Annotated in this window: 15 protein-coding genes and 1 pseudogene; 5 read left to right on the top strand and 11 right to left on the bottom strand. The window is 70.8% G+C overall.

What is annotated here, in order from left to right:
- Position 1: 1 nt before the first annotated feature.
- The 4 genes and pseudogenes from OIE40_RS11705 to OIE40_RS11720 all read right to left on the bottom strand — a co-directional run bounded on the left by OIE40_RS11705 (position 2) and on the right by OIE40_RS11720 (position 3,721).
- On the bottom strand, positions 2-775 hold the full coding sequence (locus OIE40_RS11705; RefSeq protein ID WP_264702469.1) for a trans-aconitate 2-methyltransferase: 774 nt from the start codon (positions 773-775) through the stop codon (positions 2-4).
- A gap of 96 nt (positions 776-871) precedes the next feature.
- Positions 872-1,720, bottom strand: a pseudogene (locus OIE40_RS11710) (phosphoribosylaminoimidazolesuccinocarboxamide synthase); the annotation flags it as partial.
- A gap of 97 nt (positions 1,721-1,817) precedes the next feature.
- Entirely contained in the window at positions 1,818-2,669 is an 852-nt protein-coding gene (locus OIE40_RS11715) for a serine protein kinase RIO (RefSeq protein ID WP_264702470.1), read from the bottom strand.
- 185 nt (positions 2,670-2,854) lie between these two features.
- Complete coding sequence (locus OIE40_RS11720) at positions 2,855-3,721, bottom strand: alpha/beta hydrolase (RefSeq protein WP_264702471.1); 867 nt, start codon at positions 3,719-3,721, stop codon at positions 2,855-2,857.
- Between the two features lie 98 nt (positions 3,722-3,819).
- Here OIE40_RS11720 and OIE40_RS11725 point away from each other — a divergent pair, with 98 nt between their 5' ends.
- The gene (locus OIE40_RS11725) at positions 3,820-4,953 is read left to right on the top strand and encodes a DUF3048 domain-containing protein (protein ID WP_264702473.1); all 1,134 of its coding nucleotides are present in this window, start codon (positions 3,820-3,822) and stop codon (positions 4,951-4,953) included.
- A 43-nt stretch (positions 4,954-4,996) separates the two neighbouring features.
- Here the strand turns inward: OIE40_RS11725 and purB are convergent, their stop codons facing one another.
- The 4 genes from purB to OIE40_RS11745 form a co-directional block, all read right to left on the bottom strand.
- The gene (purB, locus tag OIE40_RS11730; RefSeq protein ID WP_264702475.1) at positions 4,997-6,427 is read right to left on the bottom strand and encodes an adenylosuccinate lyase; all 1,431 of its coding nucleotides are present in this window, start codon (positions 6,425-6,427) and stop codon (positions 4,997-4,999) included.
- A 167-nt stretch (positions 6,428-6,594) separates the two neighbouring features.
- Positions 6,595-7,944, bottom strand: coding sequence for a phosphoribosylamine--glycine ligase (purD, locus tag OIE40_RS11735; RefSeq protein ID WP_264702477.1), 1,350 nt, complete (start codon positions 7,942-7,944; stop codon positions 6,595-6,597).
- Positions 7,945-8,079: 135 nt separating this feature from the next.
- Positions 8,080-8,736, bottom strand: a complete 657-nt coding sequence (locus OIE40_RS11740; protein ID WP_264702479.1) for a class I SAM-dependent DNA methyltransferase — start codon at positions 8,734-8,736, stop codon at positions 8,080-8,082.
- 56 nt (positions 8,737-8,792) lie between these two features.
- Positions 8,793-9,329, bottom strand: a complete 537-nt coding sequence (locus OIE40_RS11745) for a CGNR zinc finger domain-containing protein (RefSeq protein WP_264702481.1) — start codon at positions 9,327-9,329, stop codon at positions 8,793-8,795.
- 67 nt (positions 9,330-9,396) lie between these two features.
- Between OIE40_RS11745 and OIE40_RS11750 the strand changes: the two genes are divergently transcribed.
- The gene (locus OIE40_RS11750) at positions 9,397-10,338 is read left to right on the top strand and encodes an EamA family transporter (protein WP_264702482.1); all 942 of its coding nucleotides are present in this window, start codon (positions 9,397-9,399) and stop codon (positions 10,336-10,338) included.
- Between the two features lie 118 nt (positions 10,339-10,456).
- On the top strand, positions 10,457-10,729 hold the full coding sequence (locus OIE40_RS11755; protein WP_264702484.1) for a hypothetical protein: 273 nt from the start codon (positions 10,457-10,459) through the stop codon (positions 10,727-10,729).
- A gap of 9 nt (positions 10,730-10,738) precedes the next feature.
- On the opposite strand, the gene OIE40_RS11760 is transcribed toward OIE40_RS11755, so the two are convergent.
- Positions 10,739-12,025 (bottom strand): adenylosuccinate synthase, encoded by a 1,287-nt coding sequence (locus OIE40_RS11760; RefSeq protein WP_264702485.1) that lies wholly within the window; start codon positions 12,023-12,025, stop codon positions 10,739-10,741.
- Positions 12,026-12,403: 378 nt separating this feature from the next.
- Entirely contained in the window at positions 12,404-12,835 is a 432-nt protein-coding gene (locus OIE40_RS11765) for a DUF3151 domain-containing protein (protein ID WP_264702487.1), read from the bottom strand.
- A gap of 169 nt (positions 12,836-13,004) precedes the next feature.
- Between OIE40_RS11765 and OIE40_RS11770 the strand changes: the two genes are divergently transcribed.
- Both OIE40_RS11770 and OIE40_RS11775 read left to right on the top strand, forming a co-directional pair.
- Positions 13,005-13,964 (top strand): nitroreductase family protein, encoded by a 960-nt coding sequence (locus OIE40_RS11770; RefSeq protein WP_264702489.1) that lies wholly within the window; start codon positions 13,005-13,007, stop codon positions 13,962-13,964.
- Between the two features lie 31 nt (positions 13,965-13,995).
- Positions 13,996-15,873, top strand: a complete 1,878-nt coding sequence (locus OIE40_RS11775) for an amylosucrase (protein WP_264702491.1) — start codon at positions 13,996-13,998, stop codon at positions 15,871-15,873.
- Positions 15,874-16,023: 150 nt separating this feature from the next.
- Here the strand turns inward: OIE40_RS11775 and fbaA are convergent, their stop codons facing one another.
- Positions 16,024-17,046, bottom strand: coding sequence for a class II fructose-bisphosphate aldolase (fbaA, locus tag OIE40_RS11780; RefSeq protein WP_264702493.1), 1,023 nt, complete (start codon positions 17,044-17,046; stop codon positions 16,024-16,026).
- Positions 17,047-17,127 lie beyond the last annotated feature (81 nt).

The raw sequence follows: 17,127 nt of genomic DNA on the forward strand, positions 1-17,127 counted from the left end.
ATCACGCGGGACGATGCGCGACGACGAAGGTGCGGGTGAACGGCAGGATGGTGCCGTGCGGGCCGGGCGGGTACGCCTTGCGGAGTTCGGCGGCGTAGGCGTCGGTGAACTCGGCGGACTCGGCGTCGTCCAGCACCTCGATCAACGGACGCATGCTCGTGCCGCGCACCCAGTGCAACACCGGATCCGGTCCGGTCAGCACGTGCAGGTAGGTGGTCTGCCAGACGTCGACCCGCAGGCCGGCCCCCAGCAGCAGCGCCGCGTAGTGACCGGGGCTGCCGACGGCGTCCCCGTGCCGTAGCACGCCGGCCAGCCGGTCGCGCCAGCGCGGGGTGGCGGCCAGCTCACGCATCAGCGCATGCGAGGGTGAGGAGAAGTTGGCCGGCACCTGGAAGGCCAGCCACGCGTCGGGACGCAGCGAGGCCGCCCACACCCGCAGCAGTTCCCGATGGTCGGGCACCCACTGCAGGGTGGCGTTGCTCACCAGCAGGTCGAGGTCGAGCGGTGGCTGCCAGCTGTGTAGGTCGGCCAGCCGGAACCGCAGCCTGGCACTGGCCAGCGCCCGGGTCCGGTCGATCATCTCCTCGGACGAGTCGAGTCCCTCGATGATCGCGTCGGGCCAGCGACGGGCGAGGGTCGCCGTCAGGACGCCCGAGCCACATCCCAGGTCGACCACGCGGCGAGGGTTCTGCACGGCGACCCGGGCGAGGAGATCGTGGAACGGGCGGGCACGTTCGTCCGCGTAACGGGCGTACTCGGACGGATCCCAGCGCATCGCTCTCCTCACGGTTGCTGTCCCTCAGCAACGTAGCGAGCCGGTGCGCACGGCACCAGCGGTCGCCCCCGCGGAACGTCAGGCCGCGAACGCGCGTCCGGTCAGCCGCTCGTAGGCCTCGATGTACTTGGCCCTGGTGGCCGCGATCACCTGGTCGGGCAGCGGCGGCGCAGGGGTGTCGGACGCCTTGTCCCAGCCCGATTCGTGGGTGAGCCAGTCGCGGACGAACTGCTTGTCGAACGACGGCAGCGCCGCACCCGGACGCCACACGGCGGCGTCCCAGAAGCGGGACGAGTCGGGGGTCAGCACCTCGTCGCCGAGCACCAGGGTGCCGTCGGGACGGCGCCCGAACTCGAACTTGGTGTCGGCCAGGATGATGCCCCGGTCACGGGCGATGCCCTCGGCCCGGCCGTACACCTCGAGGGTCAGATCGCGCAGCTGCTCGGCGAGCTGCCGGCCGTGCAGTTCGACGACGGTCGCGAAGTCGACGTTCTCGTCGTGCTCGCCCAGGGGCGCCTTGATCGCCGGGGTGAAGATCGGCTCGGGCAGCCGGGATCCGTCGACCAGGCCGGGTGGCAGCGGGATGCCGCACACCGATCCGGATCGCTGGTACTCGGCCCAACCCGACCCGGTGAGGTACCCGCGGGCCACGCACTCGACCGGAACCATGTCGAGGTTCTGCACCACCACCGCGCGCCCGTGCACGCTGGGCGGGACATCGGTGCTGACCACATGGTTGGCCACCACGGGACGCAGCTGATCGAACCACCACAGCGACAACTGGTTCAGCACCGCGCCCTTGTCGGGGATCGGGGTCGAGAGCACCTGGTCGAACGCCGAGATGTTGTCGGTGGCCACCATCAGGATCGTGGAGTCGGGCAGCGCGTAGAGCCGCCGAACCTTTCCGGCGTGCAGCAGCGGAAGGTCGAGCTCGAAGTCCGTCACGCGGCACAGTCTAGGGAGATCGCGGCGGCGCTCCGATGCGACGTCCAGTGCCGAGGGCCGTCCGAGACCACCCCGCCGGGTCCCGACGGGGCCCGGTTCACCACGCGGCGGCCAGCACCTCGGCGATCAGCACCCCGGCGTCCACCTCGAGACCCTTGCGGTTGAACCAGTCGGCCATCGTGCGACAGTCCCGCTCGAGGTGGCCGATCCCGTGGGGGTTGCTGACCAGGTCGAGCACCTGCGGCACGTCGATGATCACGAGCTCGGGTTCAGGGCCGTCGGCGCCGGCGACCAGCACGTTGTACGGGCTCAGGTCGCCGTGCGCCAGTTGGAGTTCGCCGAACCTGATCAGCGCCTCGACCAGTTGCGCCCACAGCCAGCGCAACTGGTCGACCGCCAGCCGGCACTGGGCCAGCCGGGGGGCGGCCGCGTCACCGTCGGCGATGAACTCCATCAGGATCTCGCGGCCGTCGACCTGGACCGGGTACGGCACCCGGACGCCGGCGTCCGCCAGCCGCTTGAGCGTCGCGAACTCCGCCTCGGCCCACCGGGTCGCCTCGATCTGGCGTCCGAAGGCGGACTTGAGCCTGACGGCCCGGTTCTCGCGGCTGTCACGGCCCCGGCGTCCCTCGGTGTAACTGTCGGCCCGGTGGAACAGCCGGTGCTCGCTCGACCGGTACCGCTTGGCGGCGAGCAGGCAGGACTCGGCCCCCGGCACGGCGCGTTCCATCAGGAACACGTCGGCCTCCTTGCCGGTCTTGAGGACGCCGAGTTCGGTGTCCAGGGCGGCCTCGGAGGTGACCAGCCAGTCCGGCCAGGGCTCCGGCCCGCGTGAGGACCGGTCGACCTGACGCCAGGTCGACCAACGTTGATCGTCTCCGAGATCCTCGGAGAGTTCGGAATAGCTGAGTGCAGCCCAGTCGACGGGTGCAGGTTGTTCTGCTGACAACGGGTTTTCTCCTGAAAGAGGAGGCCCGTGCGGGAGGCCGGCTCAGCGGCCGGCGGTCAGTGGGTTCGGGCCTCGAATGGATAGGGACGCGGGCGCATCCCAGACAGTGATGGACACCACGCACCTCCTTCGTCGAGTCGAACGGACCGATTCAGGCTAGGCCTCGGCGGTCGCGGGGGCAACCGCTATCGCACCTGTTCGTCCGAACCGGGTGGCCCGGCGTCCAACTGACTGCCGCCCAGCCACCGGGCCATCGCCCGGGTGCCGAGTTCGAAGGCCGGGCTGGCGGGCTTGGCGAGGAAGCCGTGCGAGGTTCCGGGAACGTACCAACCCTCGTGCGGGACGCCGGCCTCGCTCAATCGGTGGGCGAAGTTCTCGGCCGACGCGCGCAGCAGGTCGCGGTCCGCGTTCAGTAGGTGCACCGGCGGCAGGCCGCGCAGGTCGGCCAGGCCGGGAAAGACGTGCGGGTTGGTCAGGTGCTCGGCCGAGCCGGCGTGATTCACCGCCGCCCGCCGCACCATCTCCTGCCCGACCCGCAGATCGGTGAGCCCGAACATCCGGCGGCGCAGCGCGGCCGACGCGGCGGGCAGGACGCCGTGGAACAACCCGTACTGGAACGCCAGCCCCGCCGGGGCCGGACCCTCGCCGTCCCGCAGCCGCAACGCCACGTTCGCGGCAAGACAGGCTCCGGCACTGGCCCCACCCAGCCACAGCGGGCCGCCGTGGGTGCGGGCGGCGTCCAGCCAGGCGTCCATCACCTGGTCCTGCGGGACGGGGTAGCGGAACGGGGACGGCCGCAGCTTCAGCGGCCCGACGACCGGAAAGCGCGGCAGCAGCCCGTACTCGACACTGGTCACCGGGAAGCCGGCCGCGGCCACCCGCAGCGACACCAGATGGGCTTCGGGTTCGTCGAGGGTGCCGACCACCCACCCGCCGCCGTGCACCCAGACCAGTCGCGGCCCGGCCACGGCGCCGGCCGGCAGGTACTCGCGGACCCGGACCTCACCGTGCCGCCCAGGCACCAGCCGCTCGGTCCACGTCGGCTCCGGCACCGGTCCCCCTCTGGCTCGCGCAGACGCCGAACAGGCGCTTCGCCCATGATGCCAGTGTCGTCCACGTCGGCCGGGACTCGGCCTGTACCTTGTGAGGCATGCGCGATCTGAGCCGTCGCACGGCGCTCATCGGGCTGCTCGGCACCGGGGCAGCTGTGGTCGGATGCACCGGCCAACCCACCACCTCGTCCTCACCCGACACCTCCCCGCCCGGCTCACCGAGCCCGACCCCCACGCCCACTCCGTCGGTCGACACCCGACCGCGCTGGCCGCTGTCGGGCCGGCTGCTCAGCGACGAGTCGAAGGCGGCGCACGCCGCAGTCGCGGTCAAGGTCCCGGACAATAGGAACGAACACCCGCAACGCGGCATCGAGAAGGCCGACATCGTCTTCGTCGAACTGGACGGCTACGTCGACGAGGCCACCGGTGACAGCGGCACCCGGCTGGTGCCGGTCTTCCACTCGAAGATGCCGGACGCGGTGGGCCCGGTGCGCTCGATCAGGCCCGTCGACATCGCGCTGCTCTCGCCGATGCACGCCATCATCGGCAACACCGGCGCCACCGGCTGGGTGAAGCGCTACGCCAAGCACAACGGCTCGTACATCGAGGGCATGTTGTCGTACATGAACACCCGCGGCACCGGCTCGTACTCGATCGACCCGAGCCGGGTCCGGGTACTCAACGGCACGACGTACTACGACCGGGCGGTGGTGTGCCACCCGGCCGTGCTGGCCAAGCAGACCAAAAAGTTCCGCGACGGCCCGCCGCAGCTCTACTTCCCCTTCGGCGACGCCTCGACGGCGAGCACCGTGGACGGACAGCAGGCGACCCGCATCCGGGTGCCGTGGCACAAGGCCGATAGCTACGAGATGAGCTACGCCTGGGACGCCGACTCGAAGACCTGGTTGCGCAGCATGCCCTGGGGTCCGCACGTGACCAGCGACGGCGTCCGGGTCGCCCCGGACAACGTGCTGGTGATCCGGGCGCGGCAGTACTACGACAAGATCTTCTCCGGCAGCGGCCACGACGAGCCGATGCACGCGATCATCGACGGCTCCGGAAAGTTCCACTACTTCAACGGCGGCCGGTACGTGACCGGCACCTGGCACAAGGGCGACACCACCGAGCCGTTCGAGTTCACCCTCGATTCGGGCGCACCGCTGGTGATGGCACCGGGACAGACCTACGTCGAACTACCGGACGTCGACGCGAAGATCGTCGTCAAGGGCTGACGCTCACGGGCCCTTCCCGGGCCCCACGCCCGGCGGGCCTGTTTCAGAGCACCGCGCCCGGCACGTACCCGGCGGCGCCCGGGTACAGCTTGGCGATCCGTTTCACCTTGTCAGCGACATCATCGACCTGGTCACGGGCGGAGCCGGTCAGCTCCAGCGGGTCGGCCTGGGTGGCGTCCAGCTGCTCGCGGCTCAGCCCGAGCCGTTCGTCCGCCGCCAACCGGTCGAGCAGGTCGTTGGTGCGGACGCCGCGGCGCAGGTCGAGCGCCACGGCCACCGCATGCTCCTTGATCGCCTCGTGCGCCGCCTCGCGTCCGACCCCGGCCCGGACGGCTGCCATCAGCACCTTGGTGGTGGTCAGGAACGGCAGGTACCGGGCAAGTTCGGCCTCAATGACCGCCGGGAACGCGCCGAACTCGGACAGCACCGTCAGGAACGTCTCGAACAGCCCGTCCAGTGCGTAGAAGGCGTCCGGCAGCGCCACCCGACGCACCACCGAGCAGGACACGTCCCCCTCGTTCCACTGGTCGCCGGCGAGTTCGCCGACCATCGTCGCGTAGCCGCGCAGCACGACGCTGAGCCCGTTGACCCGCTCGCACGAGCGGGTGTTCATCTTGTGCGGCATCGCCGAGCTGCCGACCTGGCCCTCCTTGAAGCCCTCGGTGACCAGCTCGTGGCCGGCCATCAGCCGTATGGTGGTCGCCAGGTTGGACGGTGCGGCGGCCACCTGCACCAGCGCGGTCAGCACCTCGTAGTCGAGCGAGCGCGGGTACACCTGGCCGGTCGAGGTGAAGATGCGGGGGAAGCCGAGGTACTGGCCGATCTGGTTCTCCAGCGCCACCTGCTTCTTGGCACTGCCGCCGAGCAGGTCGAGCATGTCCTGGGCGGTGCCCATCGGTCCCTTGATGCCGCGCGCCGGGTAGCGGTTGACCAGTTCGTCGACCCTCGCGTAGGCGACCAGCAACTCGTCGGCGGCGGTCGCGAACCGCTTGCCCAGGGTGGTGAGCTGCGCCGCGACGTTGTGGGAGCGTCCGGTCAGCGGCTGGTCGCGGTACTGCACCGCGAGCCGGGCCAGCGCCACCAGCACGGTGACGATCCGTTCCCGGACGAGCTTGACCCCGCTCAGCACCTGGAACTGCTCGATGTTCTCGGTGAGGTCACGGCTGGTCATGCCCTTGTGCACGTGCTCGTGCCCGGCCAGCGCGTTGAACTCCTCGATCCGCGCCTTGACGTCGTGCCGGGTGACCCGTTCGCGGGCGTCGATCGACGCCAGGTCGACCTGGTCGACGACGCGCTCGTAGTCGGCGATCACCGCCGCCGGGTCGTCGCCGCCGAAGTCGACACCGAGATCCTTCTGGGCCTTGAGCACGGCGATCCACAGCCGCCGCTCGGCGACGATCTTGTGCTCCGGGCTCCAGATCGCCCGCATCGCCTCGGACGCGTAACGACTGGCCAGCACGTTGGGAACGGTCATAGGTTCATCGTGTCATGTCGTCAGGATCGGGTCGGCACCGTGGTCGTCCGCGAACCGTCCTGAAAACGGTGCACTCGTCGCGGGCCGGAGGCCGGATCCCGCCTCAGCGTCACCGCTCGGGGTGGGACCAGTGCACGGTTTTCAGGCGACGTCCGGCCAGACCCGCCTCACCACTCCCCCGCGTCACCCTCTTCGACGTCGGCGACGTACTGGGCGAGGGTCGAGTTGACCCGGTAGGCGTCCGAGACCGCGATCTCGCCGCGCTCGGCACGCTCAGCGATGTCCCGACGGCAGAACAGGCTTGGCACGTCCAGGTCGTCGACCGCCGCGTAGGCGTCGGCCCTGGCCTGCCGCAGCGAGGACGCCTGGGCGACGACGCCGAGCACGCGTCCGCCGGCGGCGACCAGTTCGCCGGCGTCGTTGCGGGCCGTGCCGGCATGCACGATGTGCACGTTGTCGTCGGACCCCTCAAGCCGCGCCCCCGCCAGCACACCGCCCTTGGCCGGGGTGCCCGGGTACCCGTCGGCGGCGAGCACGACGACCACCGCCGAGCCCGGCTTCCAGGCCAGCTCGCCGATCTCGTCGAGGTTGCTGGTGGCGGCCGCGAACAGGACCTGGCCCAGCGGCGAGTCGAGTGCGGCCAGCACCGCCTGGGTCTCGGGGTCGCCGAAGCGGACATTGAACTCGACGACGCGCAGGCCGTTGCTGGTCAGCGCGAGGCCGGCGTACAGCAGGCCAACGAACGGCGTCCCCTGCCGGCCGAGTTCGGCGATCGTCGGCTCGACGACGCTCTCCATGATCTCGTCGACCAGTCCGGGCGGTGCCCACGGCAGCGGGGTGTAGGCGCCCATGCCGCCGGTGTTCGGTCCGCTGTCGCCGTCGCCGACCCGCTTGAAATCCTGGGCGGGCTGCAGCGGCAACGCGGTCAGGCCGTCGGTGATCGCGAACAGGCTCACTTCGGGACCGTCGAGGAACTCCTCCACGACGACCGGCAGGCAGCCGGCGGCGTGCTCGAGGGCGGCGCCGCGGTCGTCGGTGACGATCACTCCCTTGCCCGCGGCGAGGCCGTCGTCCTTCACCACGTGCGGTGCACCGAAATGGTCGAGTGCCTGCTCGACCTCGGCGAGGGTCTCGCAGAAGCGCGACCTGGCCGTGGGAACGCCGGCCGCGGTCATCACCTCCTTGGCGAACGCCTTCGAGCCCTCCAGCCGGGCGGCGGCCTTCGAAGGACCGAAGCAGGCGATGCCGGCGCCACGGACGGCGTCCGCCACCCCCGCGACCAGCGGCGCCTCGGGGCCGATCACCACCAGATCGACCCGGAGCCGGCGGGCGAGGGTGACCACCGCCTTGGGATCGTCGATGGCCAGCGGATGGTTGGTGGCCACGGTGGCGGTCCCAGGATTGCCCGGAGCACAGAACAGGCGGGTCACGGACGGGTCGTCGGCGAGCGCCAACGCCAGCGCGTGTTCGCGACCACCGTTGCCGACGACCAGGACGGAGAGTTGCTGGGTGTGCACCTGCTCAGCCTAGTGTTCCGGCGTCCGCGGGTCAGGAGCGCTTCGGTCGTGGAACGCGCGCCCCTTTCCGGTGCTCACGGCCACCGGGCCCGCGGTCCAGGTCCCCCGAGGTCCGGGTCGTCGCGACGACGCCGGTCAGCCCACCGGGACGGGGCGCTCGGCGTCCTTGCGGGCGGTGGCCAGGAACACCCCGAACTTGCGCGGGACGCCCTGGACCTCCTTCTCGATCTCGAGCACCTTGCGGACGGTGAGGTGCCCGAAGCCGGCGCCGGCGAGCGCCCGCCGCAGGGCGCCGCGGCTGAACCCGTGGTGACCGGTGAAGTCGGCGTCGTGGTATTCGCCCTGCTCGGGTTCGAGGTCGAGCGCCGCGAACCAGCCGCCCTCGGCGGTCGCCGCGAACAGTCGCTTCAGCAGCAGCGGGACGTCTTCGACGTGGTGCAGGACCATCATGCTGATCACCAGGTCGAACTGCTCCCCGGCCGGCAACGGAGCCCGCGTGAGGTCGTGCCGCTCGGCCCTGATCCCCGGCCGGCCGCACTCGGCGATCCGGCGGCGGGCCACCTCGACCATGCCCTCGGCCGAGTCCATCAGGACGATCTCACCCACCCGATCCGCCAGCGCGAAGGCCAGCAACCCGGTGCCCGCTCCGTAGTCGAGCACGGTCCAGGAGGGGTCGAGCGGGATCTCGTCGGCGATCGCCTTCGCCGCCTGACGTGCCCGCTCGACCTTGCGCCGATCATCGTCCCAGGTCGCCGCCTGACCGGAGAACCAGCGGGCGTCGTACTGTGTCATGTCTCTCATGCTGCCCCAGGACGGCGCCGCACGGAAGCGGAACGGACGCGGCCGCGTCAGCCCCCGGACCGGCGCCGGGCGCGGTACGAGGCCACGTTGACCCGGTTGCCGCAGGTCGGACCGCAGAACAACCGCGACCGGTTGCGGCTCAGGTCGACCAGCACGTCCTCGCAGTCCGGCGCCGCGCAGCGGCGCATCCGGTCCAGGTCACCGGCCCGCACCACGTCGATCATCGCCATGGCGTACTCGACGGTCATCCGCACGTGCAGCGGGGCGTCCGGATCGGTGGCGTGAATGTGCCAGTCGAAGCCGTCGTGCCGGACCAGTTGCGGCAGCGCCCCACCCTCACGCAGCAGATCGTTGATCAGCACGACCACGGAGGCCTCGTCGCCCGACCAGAAGCCGGCCAGCCGCCCCCGCACGGCCCGGACGCCGTCGAGCTCGGCCCGGTCGTGGGTGCGACCACCCGACCACTGCCAGCGTCGGCACAACTCGTCGAGGTCGCCGAGGGTGGTCAGCGTGTCGGGACGCCGGCTGTTGACCAGGGCCGCGAGTGCCTGCAGGGACAGTCTCGCGTCATGAGTGAACTGCATGTTGACTCCTGACGCCGATCTAGGATGTCATGACCATACCAACGCATCACTCATTACAGGAGCCATCATGGCCGAGCTGGCGGTAGCCGCCGAGTTACGCGGTTCTTCGGCGATGGTGGGCTGGACGGCAGCCATCGCCTCGGCCTGCGCCTTCGCCACCTCCGGCGCGTTCGCCAAGCCACTGCTGGCCGCCGGCTGGAGCGCGGGGGCAGTCGTCGCGGTCCGCCTCGGACTGGCGGCGCTGGTGCTGCTGGGCCCGGGCCTGGTCGCCCTGCAGGGCCGGTGGGGGCTGTTGGCGGCGCACTGGCGGCCACTGCTCGGCTACGGCATCTTCGGCGGTGCGTTGGCGCAGGTGGGCTTCTTCAACGCCGTGCAGTACGTGCCGGTCGCGCTGGGTCTGCTGCTGGAGTACCTGGGCATCGTCCTCGTCGTGCTGTGGGTGGCGCTGCGGAATCGGCGGCTGCCCGGTCGGTTGACGCTGGCCGGGGTGGTGATCGCGATCGCCGGGTTGGTGATCGTCCTCGACCCGGGCGGCATGGCCGGCCTCGACTGGCGTGGCGTCGGCTGGGGGCTCCTGGCCGCGTTCGGCCTGGCTAGCTACTTCGTCATCTCGGCCCAACCGACCCGGCTTCCTCCCTTGACGTTCGTCTCGGTCGGGCTAGGTATCGGCACCGCGGCGATCGTGGTGGCCGGGCTGGTCGGCCTGATGCCGCTGCACGCGACCGCGGCCGATGTCACCTTCGTCGGCCTGACGCTGCCGTGGTGGGTACCGCTGGTCGAGCTCGCACTGGTCGCGGCGGCCCTCGCCTACGCGCTCGGGTTCATCGGCGTCCAGTACCTGGGGTCGACGGTGGCCAGCTTCGTCGGCCTGACCGAGGTGCTCTTCGCTGTCGGCTGGGCCTGGCTGCTGCTGGCCGAGCTGCCCGGCCCGCTGCAGTTGGTCGGCGGCGTCGTCCTGTTGGCGGGGGTGGCCGCCGTCCAACGGGGACAGGCGGCCGACGCAACCTGATCGTTACCGGAAAGACTCTTTCCGAATAGTTTCTTCTCGGTTGGTGTGAGCAGCCGCCGCCGCATCGGACGGACGCCTCACCGAACCGGGAGTCGCACAATGAAGACTGGCGTCGGAGGTGGTGGCGCTGGCGGCGTCGTGCCTGCGACGGCTCGGGCTGCTGGAGGCATCGGTGCCGGTGGTGCTGGGCGGCGGCGTCCTGCAGGGCGGCGATCCGCGGCTGATGACCGGCATCGAGCGCGGCCTGGCGGCCGTTGCTCCGCTGGCCCGGCCGACCCGGGTGTCGGTGCCGCCCGTGGTGGGCGCGGTGTTGCTGGCACTGCAGCATCAGGGCGCCCCGGCGTCCGTTCTCGAGGCGGCCCGCGGGCAGGTCAGCGCCCGCTACGCCTGACCGGCCCGCTCAGAGCAGGTCGTGCAGCATGACCACCTGTTCGCGGCCCGGCCCGACACCGATGCCGGAGATCCGTGCGCCGGACAGCTCCTCGAGCCGGCGCACGTACGCCTGGCAGGTCGCGGGCAGGTCGGCGAAGTCGCGCGTCCCGGAGATGTCCTCGACCCAGCCGTCCAGTAACTCGTAGACCGGGACGGCGCGGGCGAAGTCGTGCTGCGTCATCGGCAGCCGGTCGGTGCGTTCGCCGTCCACGTCGTAGGCGACGCAGACCGGGATCTTCTCCCAGCCGGACAGGATGTCGAGCTTGGTCAGGAAGATGTCGGTGAACGCGTTCGCGGACGCCGCCGCCTCGACCACCAGCGCGTCGTACCAGCCGCAGCGACGCTTGCGCCCGGTGGTCGTGCCGAACTCGGCGCCGTCGTTGCGCAGCTTGTCGCCGTCGGCGTCCAGCAGTTCGGTGGGGAACGGGCCCTCGCCGACGCGGGTGGTGTACGCCTTGGCGATGCCCACCACCCGGTCGATGCGGGTCGGTCCGACGCCGGCGCCGATGCAGGCGCCGGCCGCGATCGGGTTGGACGAGGTGACGTAGGGGTAGGTGCCGTGGTCGACGTCCAGGTGGTGGGCCTGGGCACCCTCGAACAGCACCACATGGTCGGCGTTCAGCGCGTCGTTGAGCACCCGCGAGGTGTCGCAGACCATCGGCCGGAGACGTTCGGCGTGCCCGAGCAGCCGGTCGGCGATCTGGTCGGGGTCGATCGCGCGCTGGTTGTACACCTTCACCAGCAGGTGGTTCTTCTGCCACAGCGACGCCTCGACCTTGGCCCGCAGCATCTCCTCGTCGAACAGGTCCTGCACCCGGATGCCGAGCCGGTTGACCTTGTCGGAGTAGGCCGGGCCGACCCCACGTCCGGTGGTGCCGATCTTGCGCTTGCCGAGGAAGCGCTCCGACACCTTGTCGATGGTCTGGTGGAAGGGCGTGATCAGGTGCGCGTTGCTGGAGACCAGCAGCTTGCGGGCGGCGTCCACCCCGCGAGCGGCCAGCCCGTCGATCTCGTCGAACAACACGTCGAGGTCGATCACCACACCGTTGCCGATCACGGGCACGCTGTTCGGGCTGAGGATGCCCGAGGGCAGCAGGTGCAGGGCGTACTTCTCGCCACCGACGACCAGGGTGTGGCCCGCGTTGTTGCCGCCGGAATAGCGGACGGTGAAGTCGACCCGGTCACCCAACTGGTCGGTGGCCTTGCCCTTGCCCTCGTCGCCCCATTGCGCTCCGACGACCACGATGCCCGGCATCCGGTGATCCCTCCGCCTTCGGTACGGCCCGCACCCGGACCCTGACGCGGGTCAGCCTAACGGAGCCCGTTCGGGGTGGCTGGCCGATCCCGTCGGTGGCCGCGCGGGCGTCCGATCCAGCCGGGCCGCCGATGGTCGCGGTCTCCCCAGCTGGAGGGGGGCCCGGCGTTCTCAGCAACGCCGACTACTGGCAGGAACCGTGACTGCTTTCGTGTTGTGACACGAAAGCAGTCGGCGTTCCCGAGAACAGTGGGCGTTGCTGAGAACCGCAAGCCCCCCGGTGAGCGCCGAAGAGGTCGTGGCGGCTCCATCAGAAGGTGTTGGACGAGCCCGATCAGCAGGGTGCGGCGCGCCGAAGGTCCTCGGCAGGGATGGCGGTCAGCCGTCCGAGCGCCGGGTGAGTTCGGCATAGCCGGTCGGCGAGGAGTCGATCAGCAACTGGGCGCAGCGGTCGTACTCGGCGTCCTCACCGATCGACTTCGCGGCCTGCGCCAACGCCCAGACGGCGCGCAGAAAGCCCTGGTTCGGCTCATGCTCCCAGGGCACCGGGCCCGAGCCACGCCATCCGTTGCGGCGCAGGGCGTCCAGTCCCCGGTGGTAGCCGGTGCGGGCGAAGGCGTAGCCGGACAGCACCCCGGCGCGGTCACCGGACGCCAGCGCACGCTCGGCCAGCACCGCCCAGGCCAGGCTCGACCCGGGATACTCGGCGGCGACCTCCAACGGGTCCGCGTCCGAGGGCGCACTGGCCGCCGGATCGTCGGGCAGCAGGGTGGGACGGGCGTCGGGGTCGGCGAATGGAAGGTGGGCCATGGCGCCACCCTAATGGGGACTGTCCCCATTTCAGGCCGGCCCCTAATGGGGACAGTCCCAATTTCGGGCCGGCCCATAACCAGCCGCGCCCACCGGCAGTCAAGGGTCGGACCACCCGGCCACCCGCACGCCCTTCACCGTCATGCCACCGCAGCCGCATACTGGCGCGGTGACCTGGGTCGACGACGTCCTGGCGTCCGAGCCCACGGCTCGGCGCGCGCCCAGCCTGCTCAACAGCCAACCGGTCGTCCTGCGCCGCGGCGTCGAGCATCTCGAAGTCTGCTGGGATCCCGCCCGCACCCTGTCCGTGCTCGATCCCGACGGGGACCAGCTGTGGCTGAGCCTCGGCGCCTTCGTCGAGGCGCTGGTGCTCGCCGCCGCCGAGAACGCCGTCGGCGTGACCGTCGAATCGTCCTACGACCCGGCGCGTCACCGCTTCGCGGTGTTGCGGCCCGGCCGCCCCCGCGCCCCGCGCTACACGGCGGAGGAACTGCGCAACAGGGTCAGCGGCACCGGGCGCTTCGCCACCCCCTACCCGAGCCTGCACGAGGTGGCCGAGCTGGCCCGCGCTGCGGAGCTGCCGGCCGGCGTCCGGGTGCTGGCGTGGGAACATGCCCGGGCGGACGCCCTGGCCGAGCAGGCGCACCGCTGGCTGTTCGGCACCCCGGAGCCCCGCCGCGAGTTGCGCGCCTGGGTCCGGCCCGGCGCCGACGACGGCATCGAGCCCGAGGCCCTCGGGCTGCCACCGTGGCGTGCCTCGCTATTCCTCGCTGCCGGCGGCACCGTGGCCGAGGCGATGGGGGACGTGCTCGGCGGCCATCCGCGGGGTGTGGGCACCCTGGCCGCACTGGTCGACGACGAGGGCCGCGGTGGGCCGGTCCGGCTCGGCGTCCTGGGCGGAGCGTTGCTGCGGCTGGGGCTCCAGGCCATCAGGCACGGGCTGCGGTTGCAGTCGCTGCCGCACCTGACCGCCTGCCCGGCGACCCGCGATGACATGGCCCGCCTGGTCGCCGAGTCGGACGCCCCGGGTCGGGTCGCAGCCGTCGTCCGGGTCGGCGTCCCCGAGCACGAACCGCCGCTCAGCAGACGGCGTCCGACCCCCGTCGAGGTGGCGCTGCCGCCGATGTGAGTTTGGCGAGCGATCCTCCTATGCTGCAGCCATGGTCGACGACGACACCACCTTCCGCCTGCGCCTTGACCGGTACGGACCCGAACTACTGGCGGGCCTGCAGGGCGCCTACGGTGACGCCGCCCCGGCACTGTTCGAGCGGCTGACCGGCCTGATGCGCACCGCGTTCGCCGCCCGGCCCGGTGACCTGCGGGTGCTCGACGATGCCCGGCTGCTCACTCCCGACTGGCTGCAGAAACCGGACACGATCGGCTACGTGTGCTACGCCGACCGCTTCGCCGGTTCGCTGGCCGGGGTGGCCGAACGGATCGGCCACCTCAAGTCGCTCGGGGTCAGCTACCTGCACCTGATGCCGCTGCTGAAGCCGCGCGAGGGCGACAGCGACGGCGGCTACGCGGTCGCCGACTACCGGTCGGTCGATCCGCGACTGGGCACCATGGACGACCTGGCCGATCTCGCCGCCACCCTGCGCAACGACGGCATCTCGCTGGTGATCGACCTGGTGCTCAACCACGTCGCCCGCGAGCACGAGTGGGCGGCGAGGGCCCGCGCCGGCGAGCAGACCTACCGCGACTACTTCCACATCTACCCCGATCGCACCGAACCCGACGCCTTCGAGCGCACCCTGCCCGAGGTCTTCCCCGACTTCGCCCCGGGCAACTTCACCTGGGACGACGAGGTGCAGGGCTGGGTGTGGACGACGTTCAACTCGTTCCAGTGGGATCTCAACTGGGCCAATCCGGACGTCTTCGCCGAGTTCGCCGACATCGTCCTGTTCCTGGCGAACCAGGGCGTCGAGGTGCTCCGGCTGGACGCGATCGCCTTCATCTGGAAGGAACTCGGCACCGACTGCCAGAACGAGCCCCCTGTGCACGACCTGACCCAGGCGTTGCGGGCGGTGTTGCGGATCGTCGCGCCCGGTGTGGCCCTGAAGGCCGAGGCGATCGTCGGCCCGCAGGACCTGATCGCCTACCTGGGCCAGGGCGAGCACTACGGCAAGGTGTCCGACCTGGCGTACCACAACTCGGTCATGGTGCAACTGTGGGGTGCGCTCGCCTCGCGGCACACCCGGCTGTTCGAGGTGGCGCTGTCGAACTTCCCGGCGAAGCCGCCCTCAACGACCTGGGCCACCTACGCACGCTGTCACGACGACATCGGCTGGGCGATCGGCGACGCCGACGCCCGGGGCGCCTACCTGGAGGGCCGCAGCCATCGCGCGTTCCTGTCGGAGTTCTACGCCGGCGACTATCCGGGATCGTTCGCCCGCGGGCTGGTCTTCCAGCACAACCCGGTCACCGGGGACCGCCGGATCAGCGGGTCGCTGGCCAGCCTGGCCGGCCTGGAGGCAGCCATCGAGCACGACGACGCGGGCCAGTTGGCCGACGCGATCGCGCGGATCAACCTGCTGCACACCTTCGTCCTGGGTTTCGGCGGCGTCCCGCTGCTCTACATGGGCGACGAGATCGGCATGCTCAACGACCACTCCTACCTGCAGGACGCCGACCACGCCGGCGACAACCGGTGGGTGCACCGTCCCCGGATGGACTGGGCCGAGGTCGAGGCCGCGGGGGCCAACCCCGCCGGCCCGTCCGGCCAGGTGCTGGCCGGCCTGCGGCACACCGTCGGCGTCCGGCGCCGGCTGCCGCAGCTACACGCCGCGGTGGAGTCGCGGGTCCTGCCGAGCCCCGACGCGCGGGTGCTGGTGCTGACCCGTGACCACCCCGAGGGCACGCTGATCGAGGTCTACAACTTCAGCGAGGACGCCGTCGAACTGCCGTCCTACGTGCTGCACGACCGGCTCGGCGACGTCGCCACCGAGCAGATCAGTGGCTACGACTACTCGCTGCTGCCCGAGACCGTGCGGATCAGGCCCTACCAGCCGCTGTGGCTTACCACGCGCCCCTGGTGAGCCAGCCTGGCTGAGGCGCCCACCGCGCCGGGTCGGCCGGGGTGCTGTCCCGAAGCCATGGACGGTGCCGCGGCGGCACTACCCGCTGACCGCGCGAATGCCCGGGCCCCCAGCGGGCCCGGGCATTCGCGGTGCGTCGACGGGTGAGTGTCAGCCGACCGACTTGCCGGCCGAACGCAGGTTCTGGCAGGCCTCGACGACCCGCTCGGACATGCCGGCCTCGGCGGCCTTGCCCCAGGCGCGCGGGTCGTACATCTTCTTGTTGCCGACCTCGCCGTCGATCTTGAGAACGCCGTCGTAGTTGCCCAGCATCCAGCCGGCCACCGGCCGGGTGAACGCGTACTGGGTGTCGGTGTCGACGTTCATCTTGATCACGCCGTAGTCGACGGCGTCGCTGATCTCCTGCGGGGTCGATCCCGAGCCGCCGTGGAACACCAGGTCGAACGGCTTCTCGCGGCCGTACTTGGCGCCGACGGCGTCCTGGATCTCCTTGAGCACCTCAGGACGCAGCTTCACCGACCCCGGCTTGTAGACGCCGTGCACGTTGCCGAAGGTGAGCGCCGTGATGTAGCGGCCCTTCTCGCCCAGGCCGAGCACCTCGATGGTGCGCAGGCCGTCCTCGACGGTGGTGTACAGCTTGTCGTTGATCTCGGCGGCCACGCCGTCCTCTTCGCCGCCGACCACGCCGACCTCGATCTCGAGGATCTGCCGCGCCTTGCTGGTCAGTGCCAGCAGTTCGTCGGCGATCTGCAGGTTCTCCTCCATGGGGACGGCCGAGCCGTCCCACATGTGCGACTGGAACAGCGGCTCGAGGCCCTTGTCGACGCGCTCCTGCGAGATCGCGATGAGCGGCTTGACGTAGGTGTCGAGCTTCTCCTTCTGGCAGTGGTCGGTGTGCAGCACGATGTTGATCGGGTAGTTCTTGGCCACCACGTGTGCGTACTCGGCCAGCGCGACCGCACCGGTCACCATGTGCTTGATGGTGGGGCCGGAGGCGTATTCGGCGCCGCCGGTGCTGACCTGCACGATGCCGTCGGAACCCGCGGCGGCGAAGCCGGCCAGGGCGGCGTTGAGCGACTGCGATGAGGTGATGTTGATCGCCGGGTAGGCGAACGAGCCGGCCTTGGCGGCGTCCAGCATCTCGGCGTACTTCTCGGGTGTTGCGATGGGCATCCTGCGCTCCTCAATCGGGTTCGTGGCCGCACCGTTGCCGGTGGGGCCGGCGATGACACCCCCAGTCTTTCAGAGCGGTCC

This window comes from Micropruina sonneratiae (assembly GCF_025972045.1).
In the GTDB taxonomy this organism is placed as follows: Bacteria; Actinomycetota; Actinomycetes; order Propionibacteriales; family Propionibacteriaceae; genus Micropruina; species Micropruina sonneratiae.